The sequence below is a fragment of the Rhizobium sp. 05N430 genome, assembly GCF_056396985.1.
In genome coordinates this window covers 758,582-781,872 of record NZ_JBFTMO010000001.1, presented here as the reverse complement: position 1 = coordinate 781,872, position 23,291 = coordinate 758,582, and the positions used below count along the sequence as shown (strand labels likewise).

At 63.0% G+C, this 23,291-nt stretch carries 22 protein-coding genes; 9 read left to right on the top strand and 13 right to left on the bottom strand.

The features are described 5' to 3' along the window. Positions 1-93: 93 nt before the first annotated feature. On the bottom strand, positions 94-231 hold the full coding sequence (locus tag AC1DJO_RS03860; protein ID WP_162698783.1) for a hypothetical protein: 138 nt from the start codon (positions 229-231) through the stop codon (positions 94-96). A gap of 411 nt (positions 232-642) precedes the next feature. Here AC1DJO_RS03860 and AC1DJO_RS03855 point away from each other — a divergent pair, with 411 nt between their 5' ends. Next, entirely contained in the window at positions 643-897 is a 255-nt protein-coding gene (locus AC1DJO_RS03855) for a GlsB/YeaQ/YmgE family stress response membrane protein (protein ID WP_477969173.1), read from the top strand. A gap of 67 nt (positions 898-964) precedes the next feature. Here the strand turns inward: AC1DJO_RS03855 and AC1DJO_RS03850 are convergent, their stop codons facing one another. Beyond that, positions 965-1,246 (bottom strand): hypothetical protein, encoded by a 282-nt coding sequence (locus AC1DJO_RS03850; RefSeq protein WP_112443920.1) that lies wholly within the window; start codon positions 1,244-1,246, stop codon positions 965-967. Positions 1,247-1,466: 220 nt separating this feature from the next. Here AC1DJO_RS03850 and AC1DJO_RS03845 point away from each other — a divergent pair, with 220 nt between their 5' ends. Genes AC1DJO_RS03845 through AC1DJO_RS03825 form a run of 5 tightly spaced genes read left to right on the top strand, consistent with a single transcriptional unit; the run spans position 1,467 to position 6,935 of the window. Next, on the top strand, positions 1,467-3,359 hold the full coding sequence (locus tag AC1DJO_RS03845; RefSeq protein WP_477969171.1) for a peptidylprolyl isomerase: 1,893 nt from the start codon (positions 1,467-1,469) through the stop codon (positions 3,357-3,359). 15 nt (positions 3,360-3,374) lie between these two features. After that, entirely contained in the window at positions 3,375-4,391 is a 1,017-nt protein-coding gene (trpD, locus tag AC1DJO_RS03840) for an anthranilate phosphoribosyltransferase (protein WP_477969169.1), read from the top strand. A 9-nt stretch (positions 4,392-4,400) separates the two neighbouring features. Beyond that, positions 4,401-5,213: an indole-3-glycerol phosphate synthase TrpC gene (gene trpC, locus AC1DJO_RS03835; RefSeq protein ID WP_477969167.1), complete on the top strand. Its 813-nt coding sequence runs from the start codon at positions 4,401-4,403 to the stop codon at positions 5,211-5,213. 1 nt (position 5,214) lies between these two features. Next, positions 5,215-5,715, top strand: a complete 501-nt coding sequence (moaC, locus tag AC1DJO_RS03830) for a cyclic pyranopterin monophosphate synthase MoaC (protein ID WP_477969165.1) — start codon at positions 5,215-5,217, stop codon at positions 5,713-5,715. Further along, on the top strand, positions 5,712-6,935 hold the full coding sequence (locus AC1DJO_RS03825; protein WP_477969163.1) for a molybdopterin molybdotransferase MoeA: 1,224 nt from the start codon (positions 5,712-5,714) through the stop codon (positions 6,933-6,935). The genes moaC and AC1DJO_RS03825 overlap by 4 nt, the downstream gene beginning before the upstream one ends. Here AC1DJO_RS03825 and AC1DJO_RS03820 read toward each other — a convergent pair. Both AC1DJO_RS03820 and AC1DJO_RS03815 read right to left on the bottom strand, forming a co-directional pair. Then, entirely contained in the window at positions 6,904-8,145 is a 1,242-nt protein-coding gene (locus tag AC1DJO_RS03820) for a multidrug effflux MFS transporter (protein WP_477969161.1), read from the bottom strand. The two genes, AC1DJO_RS03825 and AC1DJO_RS03820, sit on opposite strands and share 32 nt — an antisense overlap. Then, complete coding sequence (locus AC1DJO_RS03815; protein WP_477969159.1) at positions 8,142-8,600, bottom strand: MarR family winged helix-turn-helix transcriptional regulator; 459 nt, start codon at positions 8,598-8,600, stop codon at positions 8,142-8,144. Before AC1DJO_RS03815 ends, AC1DJO_RS03820 begins: the two co-directional genes overlap by 4 nt. Positions 8,601-9,119: 519 nt before the next feature. Here AC1DJO_RS03815 and AC1DJO_RS03810 point away from each other — a divergent pair. Continuing rightward, complete coding sequence (locus AC1DJO_RS03810) at positions 9,120-9,308, top strand: hypothetical protein (RefSeq protein ID WP_112387367.1); 189 nt, start codon at positions 9,120-9,122, stop codon at positions 9,306-9,308. A 101-nt stretch (positions 9,309-9,409) separates the two neighbouring features. Continuing rightward, positions 9,410-10,114, top strand: a complete 705-nt coding sequence (locus tag AC1DJO_RS03805) for an SDR family oxidoreductase (RefSeq protein WP_112518516.1) — start codon at positions 9,410-9,412, stop codon at positions 10,112-10,114. A 33-nt stretch (positions 10,115-10,147) separates the two neighbouring features. On the opposite strand, the gene AC1DJO_RS03800 is transcribed toward AC1DJO_RS03805, so the two are convergent. The 5 genes from AC1DJO_RS03800 to AC1DJO_RS03780 all read right to left on the bottom strand — a co-directional run bounded on the left by AC1DJO_RS03800 (position 10,148) and on the right by AC1DJO_RS03780 (position 16,577). Then, a complete protein-coding gene (locus AC1DJO_RS03800) occupies positions 10,148-10,792 on the bottom strand; it encodes a class I SAM-dependent methyltransferase (RefSeq protein WP_477969157.1) in 645 nt (214 codons plus the stop codon). Positions 10,793-10,838: 46 nt separating this feature from the next. Then, positions 10,839-12,803, bottom strand: coding sequence for a DEAD/DEAH box helicase (locus AC1DJO_RS03795; RefSeq protein WP_477969155.1), 1,965 nt, complete (start codon positions 12,801-12,803; stop codon positions 10,839-10,841). A gap of 111 nt (positions 12,804-12,914) precedes the next feature. Continuing rightward, entirely contained in the window at positions 12,915-14,777 is a 1,863-nt protein-coding gene (locus tag AC1DJO_RS03790; protein ID WP_477969153.1) for a CHASE2 domain-containing protein, read from the bottom strand. Positions 14,778-14,783: 6 nt separating this feature from the next. Beyond that, complete coding sequence (locus AC1DJO_RS03785) at positions 14,784-15,320, bottom strand: FecR domain-containing protein (protein WP_477969151.1); 537 nt, start codon at positions 15,318-15,320, stop codon at positions 14,784-14,786. Between the two features lie 120 nt (positions 15,321-15,440). Beyond that, positions 15,441-16,577, bottom strand: a complete 1,137-nt coding sequence (locus AC1DJO_RS03780; protein ID WP_477969149.1) for a citrate synthase — start codon at positions 16,575-16,577, stop codon at positions 15,441-15,443. Positions 16,578-16,661: 84 nt separating this feature from the next. Here AC1DJO_RS03780 and AC1DJO_RS03775 point away from each other — a divergent pair, with 84 nt between their 5' ends. Continuing rightward, on the top strand, positions 16,662-17,750 hold the full coding sequence (locus AC1DJO_RS03775; RefSeq protein ID WP_477969147.1) for a citrate synthase/methylcitrate synthase: 1,089 nt from the start codon (positions 16,662-16,664) through the stop codon (positions 17,748-17,750). A gap of 38 nt (positions 17,751-17,788) precedes the next feature. Here the strand turns inward: AC1DJO_RS03775 and AC1DJO_RS03770 are convergent, their stop codons facing one another. From AC1DJO_RS03770 to tpiA, 4 genes are all read right to left on the bottom strand, one after another. Next, entirely contained in the window at positions 17,789-19,627 is a 1,839-nt protein-coding gene (locus AC1DJO_RS03770) for an ABC transporter ATP-binding protein (RefSeq protein WP_477969145.1), read from the bottom strand. Positions 19,628-20,023: 396 nt separating this feature from the next. Then, positions 20,024-21,652, bottom strand: a complete 1,629-nt coding sequence (locus tag AC1DJO_RS03765) for a CTP synthase (protein WP_477969143.1) — start codon at positions 21,650-21,652, stop codon at positions 20,024-20,026. 141 nt (positions 21,653-21,793) lie between these two features. After that, on the bottom strand, positions 21,794-22,327 hold the full coding sequence (gene secG, locus AC1DJO_RS03760; protein WP_477969141.1) for a preprotein translocase subunit SecG: 534 nt from the start codon (positions 22,325-22,327) through the stop codon (positions 21,794-21,796). Between the two features lie 90 nt (positions 22,328-22,417). After that, entirely contained in the window at positions 22,418-23,188 is a 771-nt protein-coding gene (gene tpiA / locus AC1DJO_RS03755; protein WP_477969139.1) for a triose-phosphate isomerase, read from the bottom strand. Between the last annotated feature and the right edge of the window lie 103 nt (positions 23,189-23,291).

Genomic DNA, 23,291 nt, shown 5'->3' with positions numbered 1-23,291 from the left:
CTCGTCAAAATGCTAGCGGAAGGCTTCTCTTGCCCGGTAATCTTGGCTCCGCCGTCATATTACCGGACACTTCCGTCTATGGCCGCAACGGTATCAAGCAGCAATCGCCTGCTTGTCGCGCGGCATCTTGTCTTGCTTGCGCGCCGCCTCTTTCGCGATTTTTATCAAGTAGGCGACGAACATTTCATTGTCTGCTTCCGCAATCTTTCGAGCGGCTTCGAGATGTTCCATGAGATGTGAATGACGCATCTGAGTCTCCTCCAGGTTGCTATAGATCGATGATCACTAATATGCATTAACGGCACGTTAATTTTGCAACCTGGAATATTTTACGTGGCGAAGTAAAAAACGGTTTCATCGTCGCCGATTCATTCAAATTTTATGCTTAACTATCCGTTAATATTTAACTTGCCGCCCTTTCCCGATGATCTATTCTCGATCGGCAAAGGGAGTGAGTAAAAATGTCGAGTAAGAGTTTGATCATGCCGCTGGGCTTTGCGATCCTGGCGTTGTCTGGCCTTCTGTTCCAGCTACTCACGCATGCATTGCATATGCCTGTCACGCTGTTGCAGCCCTGACCGGGACGGAACCTTTCTGCAGTTTCCGCGTTCATTTCGTTGTTTTCTTAGGAGGGAAATCATTATGGAAGATCAGAGTGTCGGCTGGATTGCGGCAGTTATCATTGGCGGCCTTGCCGGCTGGCTCGCCGAGAAATTCATGAACAGCAACATGGGCGTGTTCATGAACATCATTCTGGGCATCATCGGCGCCATCGTTGCCAATTTCATCCTCGGCCTTCTGCATATCCAGCCGCTGGCCGGCTGGCTCGGGTATCTTATCACCGGTTTCGTCGGCGCCTGCCTGCTGATCGCGATCGGCCGGATGGTCCGGCGCTGAGCGCACGGAATTTGAACGCAAAAAAGCCGGGAGTTTTGCTCCCGGCTTTTTTGTTGTCTCGCAATCGTCAACGGCGGCTCATCAGTCCGAACACATAGGCAATGCCGGCCGTGACGGCGAGAGCGAAAATCGGTTCCTCGCGCACCTTGTCGCGCACCTTTTCCGTCATCACCGACGCTTCGTCGGTCACGGCGCTCTTGGCGCCCTGCCCCAAGGCGACGACACTTTCCGAAAGACGGGCCAGATCCTCGCGCAAGGCTGCGACCTGCGCAGAAAGATCATCGGCGGCGATATCTGCCTTGACGCGCGCGGCTGTCGATTGGGCGGAGGCGGTTTTCAGTTCGGCCATTGTCTGCTCCTATTTTTCCGGATGCCGCAACAACGAACTGAGGGCCGGAAAGGTTCCGGTACCGGTGTGCTTTTGTTGCCTGCCGCAAGCACCGCAAATCCATTCCGGATGCTGTCATGTTTTCGTCGGATAGCGCTTCATTTCCGCCTTACTTTGCTCTAAGGAACGTCGAAAGCTTTGCCCGTGAACGGGCGGAATCTAATGCGAGGTTTGCGTTTCGATGTTCCATATCCTGAGAAGAGCTGCCCAGACCTGGGTCGCCAAGCTCCTCATGCTTCTCCTGGTCGCGTCTTTCGGCATCTGGGGTATTTCCCGTGAGCTGATCGGCGGCGGTTCGAGCACGACAGTCGTGACGGTCGGCGATCAGAAAGTGGACGTCAACGAGTTCCGCCTCGCCTATCAGCGCCAGGTCGCCAGCCTCAGCCAGCAGTTCGGCATGCGCCTGACCCCGGAACAGGCCAAGGCCTTCGGCGTCGAGCAGCAGACGATCGCGCAGCTGGTTGCCGGCGCTTCGCTTGATCAGCTGGCCGCAGACATGAATCTCGGCCTCTCCGAGGACCGCCTTGCCCAGCTGATCGGCGACGATCCGGCCTTCAAGGACGTCAGCGGCAAGTTCGACCGCAGCCTCTTCACCTCGCGCCTGCGCAATGCCGGCATCCCCGAGGCCGACTATATCAACGAGCGCAGCAAGGTCGCCGTCCGCAGCCAGATCGTCGATGCCGTCTCCAACGGCTTCAAGGCGCCGGCCGCTCTCGTCGACGCGCTCAAGCTTTACCGTCAGGAAAGCCGCGACATCGATTACCTGCTTCTCACCAACGCCAATATCGAACCGATCAAGGCGCCTGCTGACGATGTGCTGTCCAAGTGGTTCGATGGCGTAAAGGCCCGCTACCGCGCGCCTGAATACCGCAAGGTCGCCTACCTGAAGCTCGAATCGGCTGATATCGCCGATGTCGCGACGGTGACCGACGATCAGATCCGCGAAGATTTCGACAAGCGCAAGGAAACCTTCCGCACGCCCGAGACGCGTACCGTCGAGCAGCTGACCTTCGCCAACAAGGACCTCGCCGCCGCCGCACAGACGGCGCTGAAGAGCGGCACAACATTCGATCAGCTGGTCACAGATCAGGGCAAGACCGCGACCGACGTCCTTCTCGGCGATTTCACCAAGGACAAGGTTCCCGATCAGTCGGTTGCCGAGGCTGCTTTCGCCGTCACCAAGAATGGCGGTACGACGCCGGTCGTCGATGGTGCCTTCGGTCCGGTGATCCTGCGCATCACCAATATCAAGCCTGAAACCGTCAAGACGCTCGACGAGGTCAAGGAAGACATCCGCAAGCAGCTGGCGCTGGTCAACGCTTCGCAGGAAGTCATCAACGTCCACGATCATATCGAAGACATGCGCAGCGCCGGTCAGTCACTCGAAGACATCGCCAAGGAGCTGAAGCTCAAGGCCGTCGTCGTCGATGCGATCGACGCCACCGGTGCAGACAAGGACGGCAACGAGGTCAAGGACATCCCGTCGAAGCAGCAGCTGCTCGGCGAAGCGTTCAAGACCGAGCCCGGCACCCAGCCGGTCGCACTTGCCCTCGGCAATGACGGTTACGTCTGGTTCGACGTCCGCGAAGTCATGCCGGAGCGCGAGCGCCCGCTTGCCGAAATTCGCGACAAGGCGGTTGCCGACTGGACGGCAGAACAGCAGAAGCTGGAACTTGCCAAGAAGGCCGACGAGCTGAAGCAGGAAGCGCAGAAGGGCAAGTCGCTTGCCGATATCGCGGCCCCGCTCGGCATTGCCGTCGAAAGCAAGAGCGGTGTCAGCCGCACCACCGACGATGCCGTTCTCGGCCGCGGCGGCGTCAGCGCTGCCTTCAGCGGCCCTGCCGACACCGTTGCCAATGCCGTCGGCGCCGACGCGACCACGCAGATCCTGCTGAAGGTCACCAACGTCAACACCGATCCGACGACCGATGCGCTGAACAACCAGGATGCGCAGATCGCAGCAGTCGCCAATGCGGCCGGCGATGACATCCTCGATCAGATGGTCACACTGCTGCAGACGCAGTACAGCGCCTCGATCAACCAGACGCTCGCCGATCAGGCAACCGTTCGCTAGGAGGAGCTTTAGCGCATGACCGATCTGAAGCCGCTTCTGGCTAAGGCCGCAAGCCGTGAGCCCCTGACACGGGACGAGTCTCGCCAAGCGTTCGACATCCTGATGTCGGGCCAGGCGACGCCCTCGCAGATCGGCGGCTTCCTGATGGCGTTGCGCGTGCGCGGCGAGACGGTCGATGAGATCGTCGGCGCCGCCACGACGATGCGTTCGAAGATGCTGCGCGTCGAAGCGCCCGCCGATGCCATCGATATCGTCGGCACCGGTGGCGACGGCAGCGGTACCTACAACATCTCGACACTGGCGGCGTTGATCGTCGCTGGTGCCGGCGTCCCGGTTGCCAAGCATGGCAATCGTGCTCTGAGTTCCAAGTCTGGCGCGTCGGATAGTCTGGCCGCTCTCGGCGTCAAGCTGGAGATTTCGCCGGACGTGATTTCCCGCTGCATCGCAGAAGCCGGCGTCGGCTTCATGTTCGCTCAGCAGCATCATTCGGCCATGCGTCACGTTGGCCCCTCGCGCGTCGAACTCGGCACGCGCACGATCTTCAATCTGCTCGGCCCGCTGACCAACCCCGCAGGCGTCCGCCGCCAGCTGCTCGGCGTCTTCGCCGAGCAATGGGTGCTGCCGCTGGCCGAAGTCATGCGCGATCTCGGCTCCGAAAGCGTCTGGGTCGTCCATGGTGATGGTCTCGATGAAATCACCACGACCGGCAAAACCACTGTGGCCGCGCTTGAGAATGGCAAGATCCGCAGCTTCGAGCTGTCACCTTCAGATTTCGGTGTCTCGCCCTGCACGCTCTCTGCCCTGAAGGGCGGCGACGGTGTCGTCAATGCCGCGGCACTCCGCGATGTCCTCGGCGGTGCCAGGAATGCCTACCGCGACATCGCGCTCGCCAATGCCGCCGCCTCGCTCGTCGTCGCCGGCAAGGCCGAGACGATCGCCAAGGGCATGACGCTGGCAAAGGAATCGCTCGATAGCGGCGCAACCGCGGCCGCGCTCGACAAACTCATCGCCGTTTCCAACGACATCGACTAGGATCGACCGATGACCGATATCCTGAAGAAGATCGAGACTTACAAGCGCGAGGAAATCGCCGCCGCCAAGGCCAAGGTCTCGCTCGCCGATCTCAAGGCAATGCAGGCAGGCCAATCGGCGCCGCGCGGCTTTCACAAGGCGCTGGTCGCCAAGCGCGATGCAGGGCTCTACGGACTGATCGCTGAGATCAAGAAGGCAAGCCCGTCCAAGGGCCTCATCCGCCCGGATTTCGATCCGCCGGCCCTGGCAAAGGCCTATGAGGACGGTGGGGCTGCCTGCCTGTCCGTGCTGACGGATACGCCAAGCTTTCAGGGCGCACCGGAATTCCTGACAGCGGCGCGTGCTGCCTGCGCGCTACCGGCGCTGCGCAAGGATTTCATGTTCGAGACCTATCAGGTCCACGAAGCCCGCGCCTGGGGCGCCGACTGCATCCTGCTGATCATGGCCTCGCTGACGGACAGCGATGCGGAGCGCCTGCAGGACGAAGCCTTTGCGCTCGGTATGGATGTCCTGGTCGAGGTCCACGACGAAGAGGAAACGCAGCGGGCGCTGAAGCTCTCGTCGCCGCTCCTCGGGATCAACAACCGCAATCTGCGCACATTCGAAGTCAGCCTGACCGTCAGCGAGAAGCTTTCGGCGATGGTGCCTTCAGACAAGCTGCTGGTCGGCGAGAGCGGTATCTTCACCAATGCTGATTGCAGGCGCCTTCAGGCCTTCAACATCAATACCTTCCTCGTCGGCGAAAGCCTGATGCGCAAGGATGACGTTACGGCGGCCACCCGCGCGCTTCTCTTCGGCGAAGCGGCAATCGCGGCTGAATGACATGAGCGGCGCCAAGCCCGGCCTTACCCACATCGATGCCGCCGGTGAGGCGCATATGGTCGATGTCAGCGGCAAGGCCGAGACCGTGCGCATTGCCACTGCCGAAGGCTATATCCGGATGTCCCAGGAAACCCTGGCGCTGATCCGCGACGGCAATGCCAGGAAGGGCGACGTCATCGGTACGGCCCGGCTGGCCGGCATCATGGCGGCCAAGCAGACGGCCAACCTCATTCCGCTCTGCCATCCGCTGATGCTGACCAAGGTCAGTATCGAGATCGCCGAAGATGCAGCGCTTCCGGGCCTCAGGGTCACGGCGACGGCGAAGCTGACCGGCAAGACAGGCGTCGAGATGGAGGCGCTGACCGCCGTGTCGGTCGCCTGCCTGACGATCTACGACATGGCGAAAGCCGCTGACAAGGCGATGGAAATCGGCGGTGTCAGGCTGTTGGAAAAGTCGGGCGGCAAGTCCGGCGATTTCCGTCACCCGGAGGCGCAATCATGAGCCTGCTGCCGGTCGAGGATGCGCAGGCACGCCTGCTCGGCAGCGCCTCGCCGATCGCCGATGCGCAGACCGTGCCGCTCGCCGCCGCCGATGGGCGCGTGCTGGCGGGCGATCTTGCCGCACGGCTGACGCAGCCGCCCTTCAACTCTTCCGCCATGGATGGATATGCACTGCGCCGCGCGGATGCGCCGGAGCCCGGCGCCGAACTTCGCGTCATCGGTACCTCGTCGGCTGGGCATGCATTCGACGGCGCGATTGGTGATGGCGAAGCCGTCCGCATCTTCACCGGTGCCCCTGTGCCTGATAGTGCCGACAGCGTTTTGCTCCAGGAGGACGCCGAAAAGATCGATGGTGGCATCCGCACCAAGTTTCCGGTTCGCGAAAACCAGCATATCCGCCCGCGGGGGCAGGATTTCCGTCTCGGCGAAACGGTGCTCACATCAGGCACTGTCATGGATTTCACGCGGCTCACGGTCGCGGCCGGCATGAACCATGCCGAAATCCCGGCTCTGCGCAAGCCGCTGGTGGCGATCCTTGCAACGGGCGATGAACTGCTGGCACCTGGCGGCACGCCCGGCCCTTCGCAGATCGTTGCGTCAAGCGGCTTCGGCATTGCCGCGCTCGTGCGCAATGCCGGTGGCGAGGTGCTCGATCTCGGCATCGTGCCGGATGATAGCACAGCCATCACCGAAGCGGTGCGCAGGGCCGAAGGCGCCGGCGCCGATGTCATCGTCACGCTTGGCGGCGCATCGGTCGGCGATCACGACCTCGTGCAGGCAACGCTAATAGCGGCAGGCATGCAGCTTGATTTCTGGCGTATCGCCATGCGTCCCGGCAAGCCGCTGATGGTCGGAAGTCTCGGCAGGATCCATGTTCTCGGTCTGCCCGGAAATCCGGTCTCGAGCCTCGTCTGTGCCCTGCTCTTCCTCGAACCACTGCTGCGCAAGCTCGCCTCGCTGCCGCCGGTGAAGCGCGAGGCGATCGTCGAGGTCGCGGTCGATCTCGCGGCCAACGATCACCGGCAGGATTATGTTCGGGCCAGCTTTGAAATGTCACCGGACGGTGCACGCCGTGCGCGGCCTTTCGGCAAGCAGGATTCGTCGATGATGAAGATCTTCGCGCAGGCCGATTGCCTGATCATTCGTCCGCCGAATGCGCCCGCCCTTGAGGCCGGCGCGCCCTGCCCCGTCATGCTGCTGCGGCCGGCGCTTCTGCCCTGATCCGGCTGGCTTTCACGCCGATCCAGAAGCAGCTCTGCGCCAACAGGCTGGCGCCGAGAATGACACTCGCTGCGGCAAAGCCCGGATCGCCACCAATGCCTGCGAGCGCAGTGCAGACGGCTCCGACGGCCATCTGTGTGGCTCCATAGAGTCCCGAGGCTGAGCCGGTGACCTTCGGATTGACGCTGACGGCAAGCGTCAGCGCATTCGGCGACGCCACCCCAGCCCCGATCGTATAAACCATGATCGCCGCCATCATCGGCAGCAGGCCGAGCTCGCCGGTTGCCGCCAGCCCGAAGAAGGCGATCGCAGCCGCGATGCTGACGAGATTGGAAACGAGCATCAGTGGCTTCATGGCAATCCTGCCGATCAGCCGCGTGGCGATCATGCTGCCGATCCAATAGCCGAAGATCAACAGCGCGAGGCAGATGCCGACCTCGGTCGCCGGCCGGTGCAACTCATTGATGACGATGAACGGCGCGGCGGCCGTGAAGGCATACATCGATGTCGTGGCGCAGCCGCCGCCAATGGCGTAACCGACGAAGGCGGGCGAGCGAAGCAGACCGAGATAATCGCGGCTCAGCGATTTCATCGATGCTTCTACATTGCGCCTGCCGGTTTCCGGCACCATCTTCCAGGTCATCAGCATGTTGAGAACGCCGAGCGCGCATAAGGCGACGAAGATCGACCGCCAGCCGAGTGTCGCGGCCAGCGCCCCGCCGGCGATCGGCGCCAGGCCAGGACCGACGGTGACCATCAGGTTCATCACCGCCAGCCGTTTTGCCGTGTCGTCAGCCGTCGAGGTGTCCCGGACGATGGCCCTGGCGATCACCAGTCCGGCACATCCGCCAAGCGCCTGAAACAGCCGCGCAGCGATCAACGCGTGGACGCCGGGCGCAAACAGCGCGGCGAACCCCGCCAGCGTGTAAAGCACCAGCCCGCTCATCAGCACGGGCCGCCGTCCATAGCGGTCGGAAAGCGGTCCGTAGATCAATTGGCCGACGGCAAGTCCGAAAATATAGAGGCTGACCGTCATCTGCATCTCGCCGATGCTCGCCCCAAGATCCGTGGCGGCTGCAGGCAAGGCAGGCACGAAAATATGCATGGCAAGCGTGCCGCTGAAGGTAACCAGCGCCAAAAGCCAGACGGGAACGGCCTTACGGGCAGTCAGCGGCTCGGCGCCGGCCATGCGGCCAGGATGAGAATTCACGGTGTCGGCTCCTCGCCGTTGCGGGAAAAGACGCTCGAAATATGCTCGAGCACGCGGAAGGCCGTCTCGACGTCGGCCTTGGAGAGACCGGCGAGCGCTTCTTCGCGAACGCCCTGGGCGATGCGCTCGACATCGATCACTGTATGACGCCCGGCCTCGGTCAGAATGATCGCCTTCGAACGCCGATCCTCGCCCTCCTGGCGTTCGACTAGGCCAGCCGTTTCCAGATTGTCGATGAGCCGGACGACCGAGGAATTATCGAGCGAAAGTGATGCCGCGAGCGCTCTTTGATGCATCGGCACCTCGGAGCGAGAGATCCGCAGCAGCGGCAGCCATGTGGCTTCCGTCAGACCGAAGGGCTGCAGCCGCTGGTCGGCAGCCCGGCGCCACAATCGCGCCGTCTGCGCCACCAATGCACCGAAGGTGGCGGCAATCTTTTCGTGTTCTGGAGGCATGAAGTGATATCCGATGACATCACAATAAATGACATATCATCTATTCTTCCGCAAGGCGCATCGATGGCGATTTCCGCGCTGTCGATCGTCCCAACGGGCGCAGCACACTGACCGGCAAAGCGGGTTTTCAGAAGGCGCCTGATGTTATGTAGAAGGCTGCTGCCCATGCAATGATTGCCAATAGTCCCAATCCGATAATCAATACCCGCATGAATATGTCTCTCGTTCTCGGCGGGGATTACGTAGAGTGACCCGTTTCAGATCAGTAGGATGCAGGTAAAAGCGATGCTTTCGCGCAAAGGTCGTGTCACGGCCGCGTCACGCGACACGCATGCCGTCTTATGGTTACTTGATGATGAGGCGTCCGATCCGCCTCCGAACCTTCAATTCTATACCCGCCGTCTTGGCGGGTGCCTGATGCAAGTCGGCGGACCTGCGAGGGCAAGGGCTCGCCTCCTGTTTCGCGTGGCGAGCCCGTTTCTTTCTGCAGCCGTGTTTCGAGGATTTCAGAGTAGAGCCATGCGTTCGATTAAAGATTCCGATCCCGATCTCGCCGTGTTCCTGCGGCTCCGCATGCAGGAGATCTTCCTGCGTCTGAAAAGCCAGGGCTGGACCGATGCCGATATCGGCGTTGCACTGGATGAGCTGGTTGTCCGCTTCGAGCGGAACGGCGAACCTGAGGATATGCGCTTCCGGCTCGCAATGTAGCCGTTGTAGCGCTCGCCTTTGCAAAACCGGAGTGATATCAAGGCTGCCATCATATAACGGCGCATCGGCTGGTCCGGTGCGCGTCTGCAATGGAGGCATGCATGTCGGTTGATAAGGTAGCACTGGTGACGGCGGGCGGTAGCGGCATGGGTGCCGCGGCCGCAAAGCGCCTGGCTGAGGATGGCTACAAGGTGGCGATCCTGTCTTCGTCTGGAAAAGGCGAAGAGCTTGCCCGCGAACTTGGCGGTTTCGGCGTCACCGGTTCGAACCAGTCGAACGATGATCTCCGCAAGCTGGTCGATCGTGCGGTCTCCGAATGGGGCCGTATCGATGTTCTCGTCAACAGCGCCGGCCACGGCCCGCGCGCGCCGATCCTCGAGATTACCGATGAAGATTGGCATCGCGGCATGGACGTCTACCTGATGAACGTCATCCGCCCGGCGCGCCTCGTCACGCCGCACATGCAGAAGCAGAAGTCGGGCGCCATCATCAACATCTCGACGGCCTGGGCCTTCGAGCCGAGCGCGATGTTCCCGACCTCGGCAGTGTTCCGCGCTGGTCTGGCCTCCTTCACAAAGATCTTCGCCGAGACCTATGCCGGCGACAACATCCGCATGAACAACGTGCTGCCGGGCTGGATCGACAGCCTGCCTGCGACCGAAGAGCGCCGCGACAGCGTACCGATGAAACGTTACGGCACCAGTGAAGAAATCGCCGCCACCATCGCCTTCCTGGCGTCCGACGGCGCTGCCTACATCACTGGCCAGAACCTTCGCGTCGACGGCGGCCTGACGCGCGCCGTGTGAGTTTATCGAGCGGCGCCTGCATGCGGGCGCCGTTCACTTCGCGAGCCTGTAGATACCGCCGCTCGCCTCGCCTTCCCCGAAATCCGCAACCCTGTATTCGGCGACCGCAGTCAGCCTGCTGCGTGGCAGCGTCTTGCGGCCAGGATCACCGATCAGCACCGAAATGCCCGCTGCCCTGCAGCGCTGCAGGAAGGGCAGCGTCCTGCGTGCAAGTTTGCGATTGTAGAACAGATCGCCGGCGAGGATGAGATCGGCCGAAGGTGGCGGATCGCCGAGAATGTCAGCCTGGAGGACATCGATCACGACGCCGTTTGCCTGCGCGTTGAGCGCCGTGGCGGCGATCGCATAGTGGTCGGTATCAATGGCGGTCACAAGAGACGCGCCCCCTTTCGCCGCCGCTATCGCAACGATGCCGGAGCCGCAGCCGAGATCGATCAGCTTGCGGCCGCCGACGATATCGGGATTGTCGAGAATATGGCGGGCCAGTGCGCTGCCGCCGGCCCAATGATAGGCCCAGTACGGCGGCTCGCCACCACCGCCCGGCAGGCGGCCGAGACGGCTTGCCGGATGGGCGGCATAGAGAGAAATTTCCGGGACCGATGGCGCCGGGCGAAGCTCAAGATGGCGGCGTATGAACGCTTCCGCATCGTGAACCATCGCACCGGCCATCATCGTCATCGCTGCTGCCCGCTATCGAGCGGCCGGGATGGCGTTGCCGCCAGCCTCAGCCCTGCTTCTTCTTGCTGAACTTGCCCTTCGGAGCGAAGCCGCCCTTGCCCTCGAATTTCTGGCCTTCGAACTTCGGCTTGCCCTCAAACTTGGGCTTGCCTTCGAACTTCTGACCTTCGGCTCTTGGCTTACCTTCGAATTTCGGCTTGCCGGGCTTCTTGCTCCAGGGTTTGTCGCTGCGCTCGCCACCGGCCGGCGCCTGCTCCGGGGAGAAGTCCTTCTTGAACTTCGCCTTCGGGCGGTCGTCGCGCACGGCGTCGTCGCGGCGTGCCTCGTAGGCCTTCTTGCCCGCAGGCCGGTCGTTCGCCGGGCGGCTGAAATCGGGGGTGCCGTTCAGGCGATTGACGCGAATACCGCGTTCCATCGTCTTGTTTGGGCCAAGTGCCGCGAGAAATGCCTCGGCATTGCCGGCGGCGATCTCCACGAAGGTTTCTTCCGGCTGCATCTTGATAGCGCCGATCTCGCGCTTCGTCAGGTTGCCGTTGCGGCAGATCATCGGGATCAGCCAGCGCGGTTCGGCATTATGCTTGCGACCGACCGAAAGCGAGAACCAGACGCTGGCGCCGAAATCGTCGCGCGGCCCCTTCTGGCTCGGCTCACGCGGACCATCGGCATTGTCGCGGCGCTTGCGTGCACCGCCGTCAAGCGACACCTCAGTGATATCTTCAGGCGCAGACTGATTTGAGCGGTAGAGCCGTACGAAAGCGGCAGCCAGCTTCTCGGCGCCATAGTTGGCGATCAGGCGATTGACGAGCGTCTGGTCGTCATCGGACTGCGCTTCGCTAAGAATCGGATCGGCAAGCAGCCGCTCGTCGTCGCGCTGCATCACTTCTTCGGCAGACGGCGGGCGAGCCCAGGTCGGCGAAACGCCGGCGCCATCCAGAATGCGCTCGGCCTTGCGGCGGGCATTCAGCGGCACGATGATGGCGCTGACGCCCTTGCGCCCGGCGCGGCCCGTGCGGCCGCTGCGGTGAAGCAGCGTTTCAGAGTTGGTCGGCAGATCGGCATGGATGACGAGATCGAGGCCCGGCAGATCGATGCCGCGGGCGGCAACGTCTGTCGCGATGCAGACGCGGGCGCGTCCGTCGCGCATGGCCTGCAGCGCGTGCGTCCGTTCGTTCTGCGTCAGTTCGCCGGAGAGTGCGACGACCGAGAAATTGCGATTGTTGAACCGCGCCGTCAGGTGATTGACGGCCGCACGCGTCGAGCAGAAAACGATGGCATTCTTGGCATCATAGTAGCGCAGTACGTTGACGATGGCATTCTCGCGATCGGAGGGAGCAACGGCCAATGCACGATATTCGATATCGACATGCTGCTTTTCTTCCGACTGCGTCGAGATGCGAACCGCATCACGCTGGAAGCTCTTGGCGAGCTTGGCAATAGCCGCCGGCACCGTTGCCGAAAACATCAGTGTGCGACGGTCGTCAGGCGACGATTCGAGGATGAATTCCAGGTCTTCGCGGAAGCCGAGATCGAGCATCTCGTCCGCCTCATCGAGCACGACGGCCTTCAGCGACGAAATATCGAGTGCTCGGCGGCGGATATGGTCGCAAAGACGGCCAGGCGTGCCGACGACGATATGGGCGCCGCGCTCCAGCGCCCGGCGCTCGCTGCGGATATCCATGCCGCCGACGCAGCTGACGATCAGCGCGCCGGTCATTTCGTAGAGCCATTCAAGCTCGCGCTTGACCTGCAGGGCGAGTTCGCGAGTCGGCGCGATGACCAGGGCCAGCGGTTCCGCTGCCGGCTCGAAGCGGTCGTCGTCCTGAAGCAGCGTCGGTGCCAGCGCCAGGCCAAAGGCTACGGTCTTGCCGGAGCCGGTCTGGGCCGATACGAGGGCGTCCTTCGAGGCAAGCGCCGGGTCGAGCATTGCCTGCTGAACCGGGGTCAACGCCGTATAGCCGCGCTTCGACAACGCCTTGGCGATCGCCGGAACGACGCCGTTAATCTCTGTCATGTGATCTGTCTTTCGGAATTTTCAGGCGCAAGCGCGCCTTGGCCGGGATCTGCCCGGCCGAACGGTTGGCGCGTTCCTATCCCTTTGCAGGCAAAAAGTCAAAGCGCAGTTTCAGGCAGCCTGCTGCCGCCGCAACCAGACTTCGATGCCGCCAGCCCGCCCGCGAATGCGCGTCTCGAATGGTCCCTCGAGAATTCCACCCGCAGGCGGTGTGCCGCCCTGGTAGGCCGCATGCACCAGCGCTGCGCTGAAAGCGATCTCCGACCCGCGCCCGGCCGCCACTTCCATCAGCCGGCTGGCGACATTGACGGTGTCACCCGTTGCGGTGATCTGCTGGCGGTTGCCGGTCCCGAGACGCGATGCGACGACCGGACCGCAATGCGCGCCGATCTTGAAGCCGACCTTATGGCCTGTGGGTAGAGTCGGGTTGGCAGCCAGCCAGGCGCGGGTGCGCTCCGCCAGCGACAGTGCACAGGCGGCTGCACGCGCAGCGTCGTCCGGCTGTGGTTCCGGCAGGCCGAAGAGGATCATCGCTCCATCGCCCATGAAGCTGGTTATCGCGCCCTGGTGGGCGCGCGCCTCTTCATCGACAAGCTCGAAGAAGCCGCTGAGAATCTCGCGGACTGCGACGGCACCGACGGCTTCGCTCATGCCGGTAAAGCCCGAGAGATCGATGAACACTACGGCAGCATTCTGGCGCACGGGATGGGAGAGGAAGGCCGGATCCCGGGCCAACCACTCCCCGAGGCCGGGCGCTTCGATCCGCTGCAGCAATTCGCTCTGCGCGGCGAAAAGGCGGGCGCGGCGGCGGTCGGTAAACAGCTGCGCGGCGCCGAAGATCAGCGCGGGAGGTAGCGCGGCTGCAATCGGCAATGCCGCACTCAGCCAGTATCCCTGCCGGAATGCCACGACATTGACGCCGGCCCAGGCGACGAACAGCAGCGCGATCATCCCGAAACCGATGACGCTGCGCCGCCAGGCAAGCAGACCGACGACGGCAAGCGGCAGGAGCACCGCAAGGGTCGCATCGAATCGGCGGACATTGTGGTCGCGGATGACGCTGTCCCCGGCGACCAGATGCGTGATCGCCGTCGACATCACTTCGACGCCAGGCAGAACCGGATCGAAGGGCGTCGGAAAGACATCGCCGCCGCCGGTGACCGTGGAGCCGATGACAACGACCTTGTCGGCCACATCCTGCGCGGTGAGCTTGCCATCGAGCGCATCGGCGATGCTGACGGTCGGAATGGTGCCGCGTGGGCCGTAGAAGGTCAGCGGCAGACGCTGTCCTGTGTCGGTCGGGATGCGGGTGTCGGTAAAGGCGATCGCGCCGGGCTGGAATGCCGGATCGTGGCCGATCGCCAGCGACGCCGCCTTCAGCGGAAAGGACGGGTCGATACGCCCCTCGCCGCGCGACAGCAGCGGGATGAAGCGCGGTACGCCGGTCTGGTCCGTCGAGACATTGACGATGCCGGTCGCCGCGACATCGGCAAGCCGTTCTTGCGGAAGCAAAAGGCTCTCCGCGACGGGAATGGCCGCCAGCGGATCGTTTGCTTCGTTGCCGACGAACTGGACGCTCTGTGGGAAGACTGCAGCACCAGCGATCACCGACGGAGCAAGCTGAAGCGCCGACGCCAGAGCGCTATCGGCCGCATCGTTACCGGGATCAACGAAGAGCAGATCGAGCGCTATGACTTTGGGCTTCAAGGCGGCAATAGCCGTCACTGCCTTGGCCAGCGTTGCGCGGTCGAGCGGATAGCCATGCGCCGCAGCTGTCCGATCGTCGATCGCCGCGATCGCAACGACGGGTGGCGGCGTTCTCCTGCCGATCAGCGTGCTCTTGAGATCGGTCAGCGACGCTTCGGGACGATCGAGAACGGTCGCGCCGCCGCCAAGATGCGCCGAGCCAAGGAACGCGCCCCAGATCGCGGACAGAAGCAGCGCGGCGGTCACAAAAACATTCTGACGGGGCATGGGATCCTACTGGCCGAGGCGGGCAAGCAGTGCCGCGGCGCGCGCCTGCGGCCAGCGGCGAACTTCGAGCGCGCTGCTGCCAGCGCGAACATCGACGCCCTCGCCCGGACGAAGAACGACGGAATCGCCCTGCGGGCGCCGCACGGCAACCGCGCCGCGGACGACCAGCACCGAGGTCTGTCCGCCACCGACATCGACAGCCCATTGCGTGCCGCGGACAGCCGCAATCGCCTGTGGCGTCACCACTTGAAAGCCGCCCGTATGACGGCTGCTGTCGACATCGACGAGGATCGCCTTGCGCCGCAGCGATGCGCTGTCGGGACTGCCGTCGCCATTCCGGTCGTTGAGATTGAATCCGGCACCGGCTTCAGCGGTGACCGTCACGCCGCCTGGGCACCGCAGGATCCGGCGTCCGCCATCGGCGTTCTGCAGCGCGCAGCCGCTCGTCTGCGCCGCTGCGGCAACCGGCAGCGCGAGCAATATGCATGCAGCGGCCGATCCGCGAAGGATTGTCGAAACCAAGCCCATGATACGTCCCCACATGACTTTCGGCCAATCCTGAGATGCGCAGTCGCTGCGCAAGCGATCGGCCTGTTTTCCGGCTCGCCATCATAAAACAAAAGCTTGATCCCGTATGCAGAAAAGCGCCGCCGCTGGCAAGCGTTAGCCGCCGGCCACCAAGGCCGGACCGCAATAGCGCGCCCGCGGGCGGATCAGATGGCCGTCTTCGACCTGCTCCATCGCATGGGCCAGCCAGCCGCACGTGCGCGCCAGAGCGAAGATCACCATCGGCGCCTCGCCGGGCAGCGCAAAACTCTCCGCCATCGCTGTCAGGGCGAAATCGACATTCGCCCGCTCACCTGTCGCCGCTTCGCCTGCCTTACTAATCTCCTCGAACAGGCGGGGCATCTCGAAATGTTGAAGAAGCGCCGATGCCCTTATGTCACCGTCCGGATACAAGGGATGACCGAAAGCCGGAAGCGGATTTCCCTGAGAGAGAACGCGGCGCACCGCCTCTTCGGCGCCAGCGTGTCTTGCCATGTCCGCGAGCGCGGAAACACCCTGCCACGCGCCGCCGTGCAACGGGCCGGTCAGCGCCGAGAGGCCCGAAAGCACCGCGGCCGAAAGAGACGCACCCGAAGACGCCGTGACCCTGGCGGCAAATGTCGATGCATTGAGCTCATGGTCCGCAAGAAGCACCAGTGCCCGGCGCAGGCAGTCGGCAGCCTTCGGCCTGCCCCAGTCATTGGCGAGACGGATATGGACGAAATCGCCGCGACCGGGCGCGAGCGCGGCGCTGACACAGCTGAAAACCGAGATCGCTTCGCTGCGCAGCACCGAACGCGAACGCCCGAGGCTTGGAAGATCCCGCGTCACTCTGCCGGCAAGCGCCAGGAATGCGTTGCGGATGACAGGCGGGCCGCCTTCGATGACCTCACCCGTAAGCCCGACGGCAGGCGCATCCCAAAGAACGGCCGCCGCCGCTTCCAGCGTTGCCGAGGCCGACAGCGAAACCGCATCGCGGCCGCGGTAGTAAAGCCTGCCGTCGACGATCGTCGAAACGGCGGATGGCAAGACCGGATCGCCCCACTGGATCGCCTCGGCCGCGACCGTCTCGCTTTTGCGGCGCCCGGCATGGCGTTCGGCCAGCCGGGTGACGTCGGCGGTGTGATAGAGGCTGCGCCGCGGATCGGCGGGATCGGCCTTGGCGCGAATGCGGCCACGGCTGACATTGGCATAGAGCGTCTGCGGTTTGGTGCCGAGTTGCGCCAGCGCCTCCTCTGCCGTCAGCCAGGACATGTGAACCTCACATTGATCAATTGCATCAAGATTGACGTCAACTAATCTAAGCCCGATCCTTTATCGGGTAAAGGAGAAACACCGATGAAGAATGGTCTTGAAGATGTCGTCGCAGCAGAAACGCAGCTCTCGGATGTTGATGGCGAAGCCGGCCGGCTGATCATCCGCGGCGTCTCGCTGGATGATCTCGTCGCCGACAGCACCTACGAGCGCACCGCGACTCTGCTGCTCGATGGCCTGATGCCCGAAGCGCTCGATGAAGCCTCCCTGACGCGGCGTCTCGGCGAAGCACGCGCCGATATATTCCGCCATGTCGCAGCGGCCGATGCCACGATCCTGGCGCTGCCGCCAGTCGATGCCATGCGCGCCCTGCTCGCGCGCCTGCCCGATGGCGAAGGCAGCACAGTCGCCATCCGCCTGATGGCGGCATCCGCCGTATTCCTCCCTGCAATTCTGCGGCTGCAGAAAGGCCAGGCTCCGATAGCGCCCGATCAAACACTGGCCCAGTCGGCCGACATCCTGCGGATGCTCAACGGCATGCCTCCGAGTGGTGAACAGACATCGGCCCTCGACACCTATCTGGTCACCATCTCCGACCACGGCCTGAATGCCTCGACCTTCGCCTCGCGCGTCATCGCCTCGACCCAAGCCGGTCTCACTTCCTCAGTGCTCGCGGCAATCAGCGCCCTCAAGGGCCCGCTGCACGGCGGCGCGCCGGGGCCGGTGCTGGATATGCTCGACGCCATCGGCCAAGCCGGAAACGCCGAGGCATGGCTTGGCAATGCGCTCGACAAGGGCGGGCGGTTGATGGGGTTCGGCCATCGCATCTACCGCGTCCGCGACCCCCGCGCCGACGCCCTGAAAAACGCTCTGAAACCACTGACAGCGACCGGACAGGTTGATAGCGCCCGCGTGGCGCTGGCCGAGGCCGTCGAAGGCGCGGCGCTTTCGATCCTCAAGCAGCGCAAGCCGGATCGTCCGCTCGACGTCAATGTCGAGTTCTATACGGCGCTGCTCTTGGAAACATTGGGCTTCCCGCGCGAAGCCTTCACCGGCGTCTTCGCCATTGGCCGGACGGTCGGCTGGATTGCCCATGCGCGCGAGCAGGCGCTGCAGGGGCGGCTTATCAGGCCGCGCTCGGTCTATGTCGGTCCCTTGCCGAGAGCGGCGTAAGACACGTGGCCCGGCGCTATGACGCCGGGCCACTTTTCTCAATTGCCTGAATCGAGCCCCAGGAAGCCGCCGGACTGACGCGACCAGAGGCGCGCATAGATGCCGTCCTGTCTCAGCAGCTCCTCGTGGCGGCCTTCCTCGACGATCCTGCCCTGATCCAGCACAACGATCCGGTCCATCCGGGCGATGGTCGAGAGCCGGTGGGCGATGGCGATCACCGTCTTGCCCTCCATGAAGCCGTAGAGCGTATCCTGGATGGCCGCTTCCACTTCCGAATCGAGCGCCGATGTCGCTTCATCAAGGATCAGGATCGGCGCGTTCTTCAGGATCGCCCGCGCCAGCGCAATGCGCTGACGCTGCCCGCCGGAGAGCTTGACACCGCGTTCGCCGACATGCGCGTCATAGCCGGCACGGCCTTGCTGATCGCGCAGGCCAGGGATGAAGCTGTCGGCATGCGCCTTTGCTGCCGCCGCCTCGATCATCGCCTGCGGCAGGTCCTCGCGGCCGTAGGCGATGTTGTCGCGCACCGAGCGATGCAGCAGCGCGGCATTCTGCGCCACCATGCTGAAACGGCTGCGCAGGCTTTCCTGCGTAACGGTGCGGATATCCTGGCCGTCGACGCAAATCAGCCCGCTCTCGGCTTCGAAAAAGCGCAGCGCCAGATTGACCAGCGTCGATTTCCCCGCGCCTGACCGGCCGACCAGCCCGACCTTCTCTCCCGCCTCGACCTTGAGCGTGACACGCTCCAGGCCACCCTGCCCCTTGCCGTAATGATGACTGACATTGTCGAAGCTGAGCGTCCCGCCGTTCAGCCGCAGCTCGCCCGCATCCGGCGCATCCGGGATATCGACCGCCTGTGCGATGAGCCGCAGCTGATCGCGTGCGGCACCCACATGGTTGAACAGCGAGGCAACGGCATCCAGCAGCCATTCGGCCATGGCGGTGATCCGGAAGCCGAGGGCCAGTGCGGCAGCGACCATACCGAGCGGCGCATTGCCGTTTTGCCAGAGCAGGATGGAATAGCCGATCAGGCTGACCATCAGCAGGCTGCTCAGAAGCACCATGCTGCTGTTGACCGTCACCTCGAGTTTTTGCGAGGCGATGAAGGCCCGGCGAGCGGCATCCAGATTTTGCCTGCTGTCGCGGTCCTCGTCCCGCTGGCGAGAGAAGAGCTTGATCGTGTCCATGTTGGAGAACGTATCGACCAGCAAGCCGGACAAGGCCGAGTCCGCCTCCTGGAAATGCTCCGAGGCCAGCCTGACACGCGGAATGACATAGGCCATCAGCGCGAAATACAGCCCCACCCAAACCAGCATCGGAATGACCAGCCTGATATCGACGGAAGCCATCAGCCAGACTGACCCGGCGATATAGATCGCCACGTAGAAGATGGTGTGGAGGAAGCAATAGGCGGCACCGGTGGCGCTGTTGCCGATCTCCTGAACGCGTGCAGCGATGCGCCCCGAGAAATCGTTCTGGAACCAGCCTACGGATTGGCGCTGGACATGACGAAGTGCCCGCCAGCGGATCATTGTGACGGCATTCGGCTTGAAGACGATGTCGTCGAGCCCTTCGCAGAACAGCGCGGCAACCGGGCGGATGACCAGCAGAAGAAAGGCGGCAAACAACAGCTCGCCACCGTGACGCGCCCAGAGCTCACCGGGACGGATTGCCGCCAGTATATCGACCAGCCGGGCAGAATAGCCGATCAGCCAGACTTCAAGGATCGCGCTGACGGCGGTCAGCGCCAGACTGGCGGCGGCGACGTGGCGGAGCGGTTTCAGTGTATTGAAGATGAATGGCCAAACCCTATCGGGCGGCGTCTCTTCGGCATAGGTTTGGAAAGGATCGGTCAGCTTTTCGAAGCGACGAAACATGAAGGCCCTCCATGGGGCAGGAAATGTCGTTTGATGATGGACCGAACATGCCAGCCCCCAACGGCACGGCTTGTTCAGCTGTGGTTTTCGGTGCCGTTGGTTTTCATCAAACAATCTCCCCATGAGACGCTTCGCGCCGCTCAAACCGGCGGATGGCGGAGTCTCTACCATCTTTGGCTGCGTCTGTGAAGACAGGAACCCTCTCAGCGCGAATTCTGGACCACGCTTCGAACATAACCGGCAGGCTGCGAATCAAGGAAGCGGTCATAGATCGCGGCCGCTGACGGGGCAATTGGTCAAGGAAACTGTGGTGCAGCGGGACGAGCTCATGCCGCTCAAGATAGCCCTCGCCAACATAGATAAAAGGCCACCTCGATGAGGCGGCCTTTTATCAGATCAGACCAGACGGCTCTGCTCGGTCGCCGCTTCAATGAAACTGGCAAAGAGCGGATGCGGGTCGAGCGGGCGCGACTTCAGTTCCGGGTGGTACTGAACGCCGATGAACCACGGATGGTCAGGATATTCGACCGTTTCCGGCAGCACGCCGTCAGGCGACATGCCGGAGAACACCAGGCCGCAATTTTCCAGGCGGTCCTTGTAGTCGACATTGACTTCGTAGCGGTGGCGGTGGCGCTCGGAAATATCGGTCGAGCCATAGATGTCGGCGATTTTGGTGCCCTTCTTCAGGGCTGCCTTGTAGGCGCCGAGACGCATGGTGCCGCCGAGGTCGCCGGCCGCATTGCGCTTCTGCAGTTCGTTGCCCTTGACCCATTCGGTCATCAGGCCGACCACCGGCTCTTCGGTCTTGCCGAACTCGGTCGACGAGGCCTTCTCGATGCCTGCCAGGTGACGAGCGGCTTCTACGACTGCCATCTGCATGCCGAAGCAGATACCGAAATAGGGAACGTTGCGTTCGCGGGCGAACTGCGCCGCCTTGATCTTGCCTTCCGAACCACGCTCGCCGAAACCGCCCGGCACCAGAATGCCGTGAACCTTTTCGAGATAGGGTGCCGGATCTTCCTTTTCGAAGATTTCCGACTCGATCCATTCGAGGTTGACCTTGACGCGGTTGGCGATGCCGCCGTGATGCAGCGCTTCGATCAGCGACTTGTAGGCATCCTTGAGGCCGGTGTACTTGCCGACGATCGCGATCGTCACTTCGCCCTCAGGCGTGCGGATACGGCTGCAGACCTCATCCCAGGCGTCGAGGCGTGGCTTCGGTGCCGGTTCAATGCCGAATGCTGCGAGCACTTCGTTGTCGAGGCCTTCCTTGTGATAAGCGATCGGCACGTCGTAGATATTAGCAACGTCGAGTGCCTGGATGACGGCGGACGGGCGAACGTTGCAGAACAGCGAGAGCTTGCGGCGCTCGGCTTCCGGAATTTCGCGGTCGGCGCGCACCAAAAGGATATCGGGATGAATGCCGAGCGCCTGCAGTTCCTTGACGGAGTGCTGCGTCGGCTTGGTCTTCAGCTCGCCGGCTGCCGGAATATAGGGCATCAGCGTCAGGTGAACGTAGATCGCGGTGCCGCGCGGCAGATCGTTGCCGAGCTGGCGGATCGCTTCCATGAACGGCATCGCCTCGATGTCGCCGACCGTGCCGCCGATTTCGCAGATGACGAAATCGTAGTCGTCATTGCCCTCGATGACGAAATCCTTGATTTCGTTGGTGACGTGCGGAATGACCTGGACGGTGGCGCCGAGGTAATCGCCGCGGCGTTCCTTGTCGATGATGTTCTTGTAGATGCGGCCGGTGGTGATGTTGTCGGTCTTGGTCGCCGAACGCCCCGTGAAGCGCTCGTAATGGCCGAGATCGAGATCGGTTTCCGCGCCGTCGTCGGTGACGAAGACTTCGCCGTGCTGGGTCGGGCTCATGGTGCCCGGGTCCACGTTCAGATAGGGGTCGAGCTTGCGAAGCCGCACCCGATATCCACGGGCCTGCAGCAACGCTCCGAGAGCCGCGGCCGCAATTCCTTTACCGAGAGAGGAAACCACGCCGCCAGTGATGAATACGTATCGCGCCATGGGAGTCACCGGATACCTTTTCAAAAACGATTCCACCAGCCCAAAAATTCTTTTCCAGAACTTTTGGTGCCAGCGTGAAATCTGAACAAAAGAAAACCGGCAGACCCTTGGGCCTGCCGGCGGTTTATTTCGCTGACCGGTTTATTGTCCGGTCGGTACGCCGCCCGGCTGGGCCGGGGTGGCGGGAGTAGCAGGTGCTGCGGCCGGTGCGCTGGCGGCGGGAGCCGTCGCGGCAGGTGCCTGAGCCGCCGGAGCCGTTGCAGCAGGCGCGGATGCAGCCGGGGCCGGAGCCGCGGGAGCTGCAGGAGCCGGAGCAGCAGCGCCGCCATTCGGAACACCGTTGCTGGCAGGCTGATTGGCCGGAGGCTTGGCCGCGCCGCCGCCCAGCGAATCGAGAATGCCGTTGCCGGCGCCACTCGTTGCTGGAATGCGGTTCAGGATATCCGTCGGATTGCCCTGGTAACGCGTCAGGATGCCGAGGCCGAGCGATGTGATGAAGAACAGCGTCGCCAGGATCGCGGTCGTGCGGGTCAGCGCATTGGCCGTGCCGCGCGCCGACATGAAGCCGGAACCGCCGCCGATGCCGAGGCCGCCGCCTTCCGAACGCTGGATAAGCACGACGCCGACAAGCGCCAGCACGATCATGAGGTGGATGACAATCAATACGGTCTGCATGGGTCCAGTCCTGCCCGCAAGGCGGGCATCCAATAAAATCTGGCGCTCTTTACATGAGGCAATCGCCTATTCCAAGCCCTTAGCTCAGATTTAGGCAGTGAGTTCCGTGTATGCGCCGTAGATGGCGAGGAAATCTGCCGCTTTCAAGCTCGCGCCGCCAATCAGTGCGCCATCGACATTGGCGACACCCATCAGCTCCTTGGCGTTGGAAGGCTTGACCGACCCGCCATAGAGGATGCGAACCTTCTTGCCCTCGGCGCCGAAACGGGCCGTCAGCTCGCTGCGCATGAAGGCATGCGCCTTCTCGACGTCATCGACGGTCGGCGTCAGACCGGTGCCGATTGCCCAGACGGGCTCATAGGCGATCACGGTGTTTTCGGCCGTCGCGGTGTCGGGCACCGAGGCCGAAAGCTGACGCTTGATGATATCGAGCGTCTGGCCGGCCTTGCGCTCGTCGGCGGTCTCGCCGATGCAGACGATGGCGGTCAGGTCGGCAGCGAATGCAGCCTCGGCCTTGGCGCGCACCAGATGGTCGGTCTCGGCATGGTCCGTGCGACGCTCGGAGTGACCAACGATGACGTAAGTGCCGAAGCAATCGGCGATCATTTCCGCTGAGATGTCACCGGTATGGGCGCCGGACGGCTTCTGATGGCAATCCTGCGCGCCGATCGCCAGCGGGCTGTCGGTGCAGAGCGCCGTCGCCACGTAGAGCAGCGTGGCCGGCGGGCAGATCAGCGCTTCGACCTTCGAGGAGAGCGGACCTTTGACACCTTCCGAGATCGCCTTGATCTGGTCGAGGGAGTCGCGGGTACCGTTCATTTTCCAGTTCCCCGCCACGAGCGGACGCACGTCAGGTGTCATGCCAAGCCTTCCACATTTTTCCGGTATGCTGCGGCCTTAGCAAAAGCAGCAGCGAATGAAAAGCTTTCCGCCCCTTACGTAAGGGAAAAAGACGGTTTAGCGC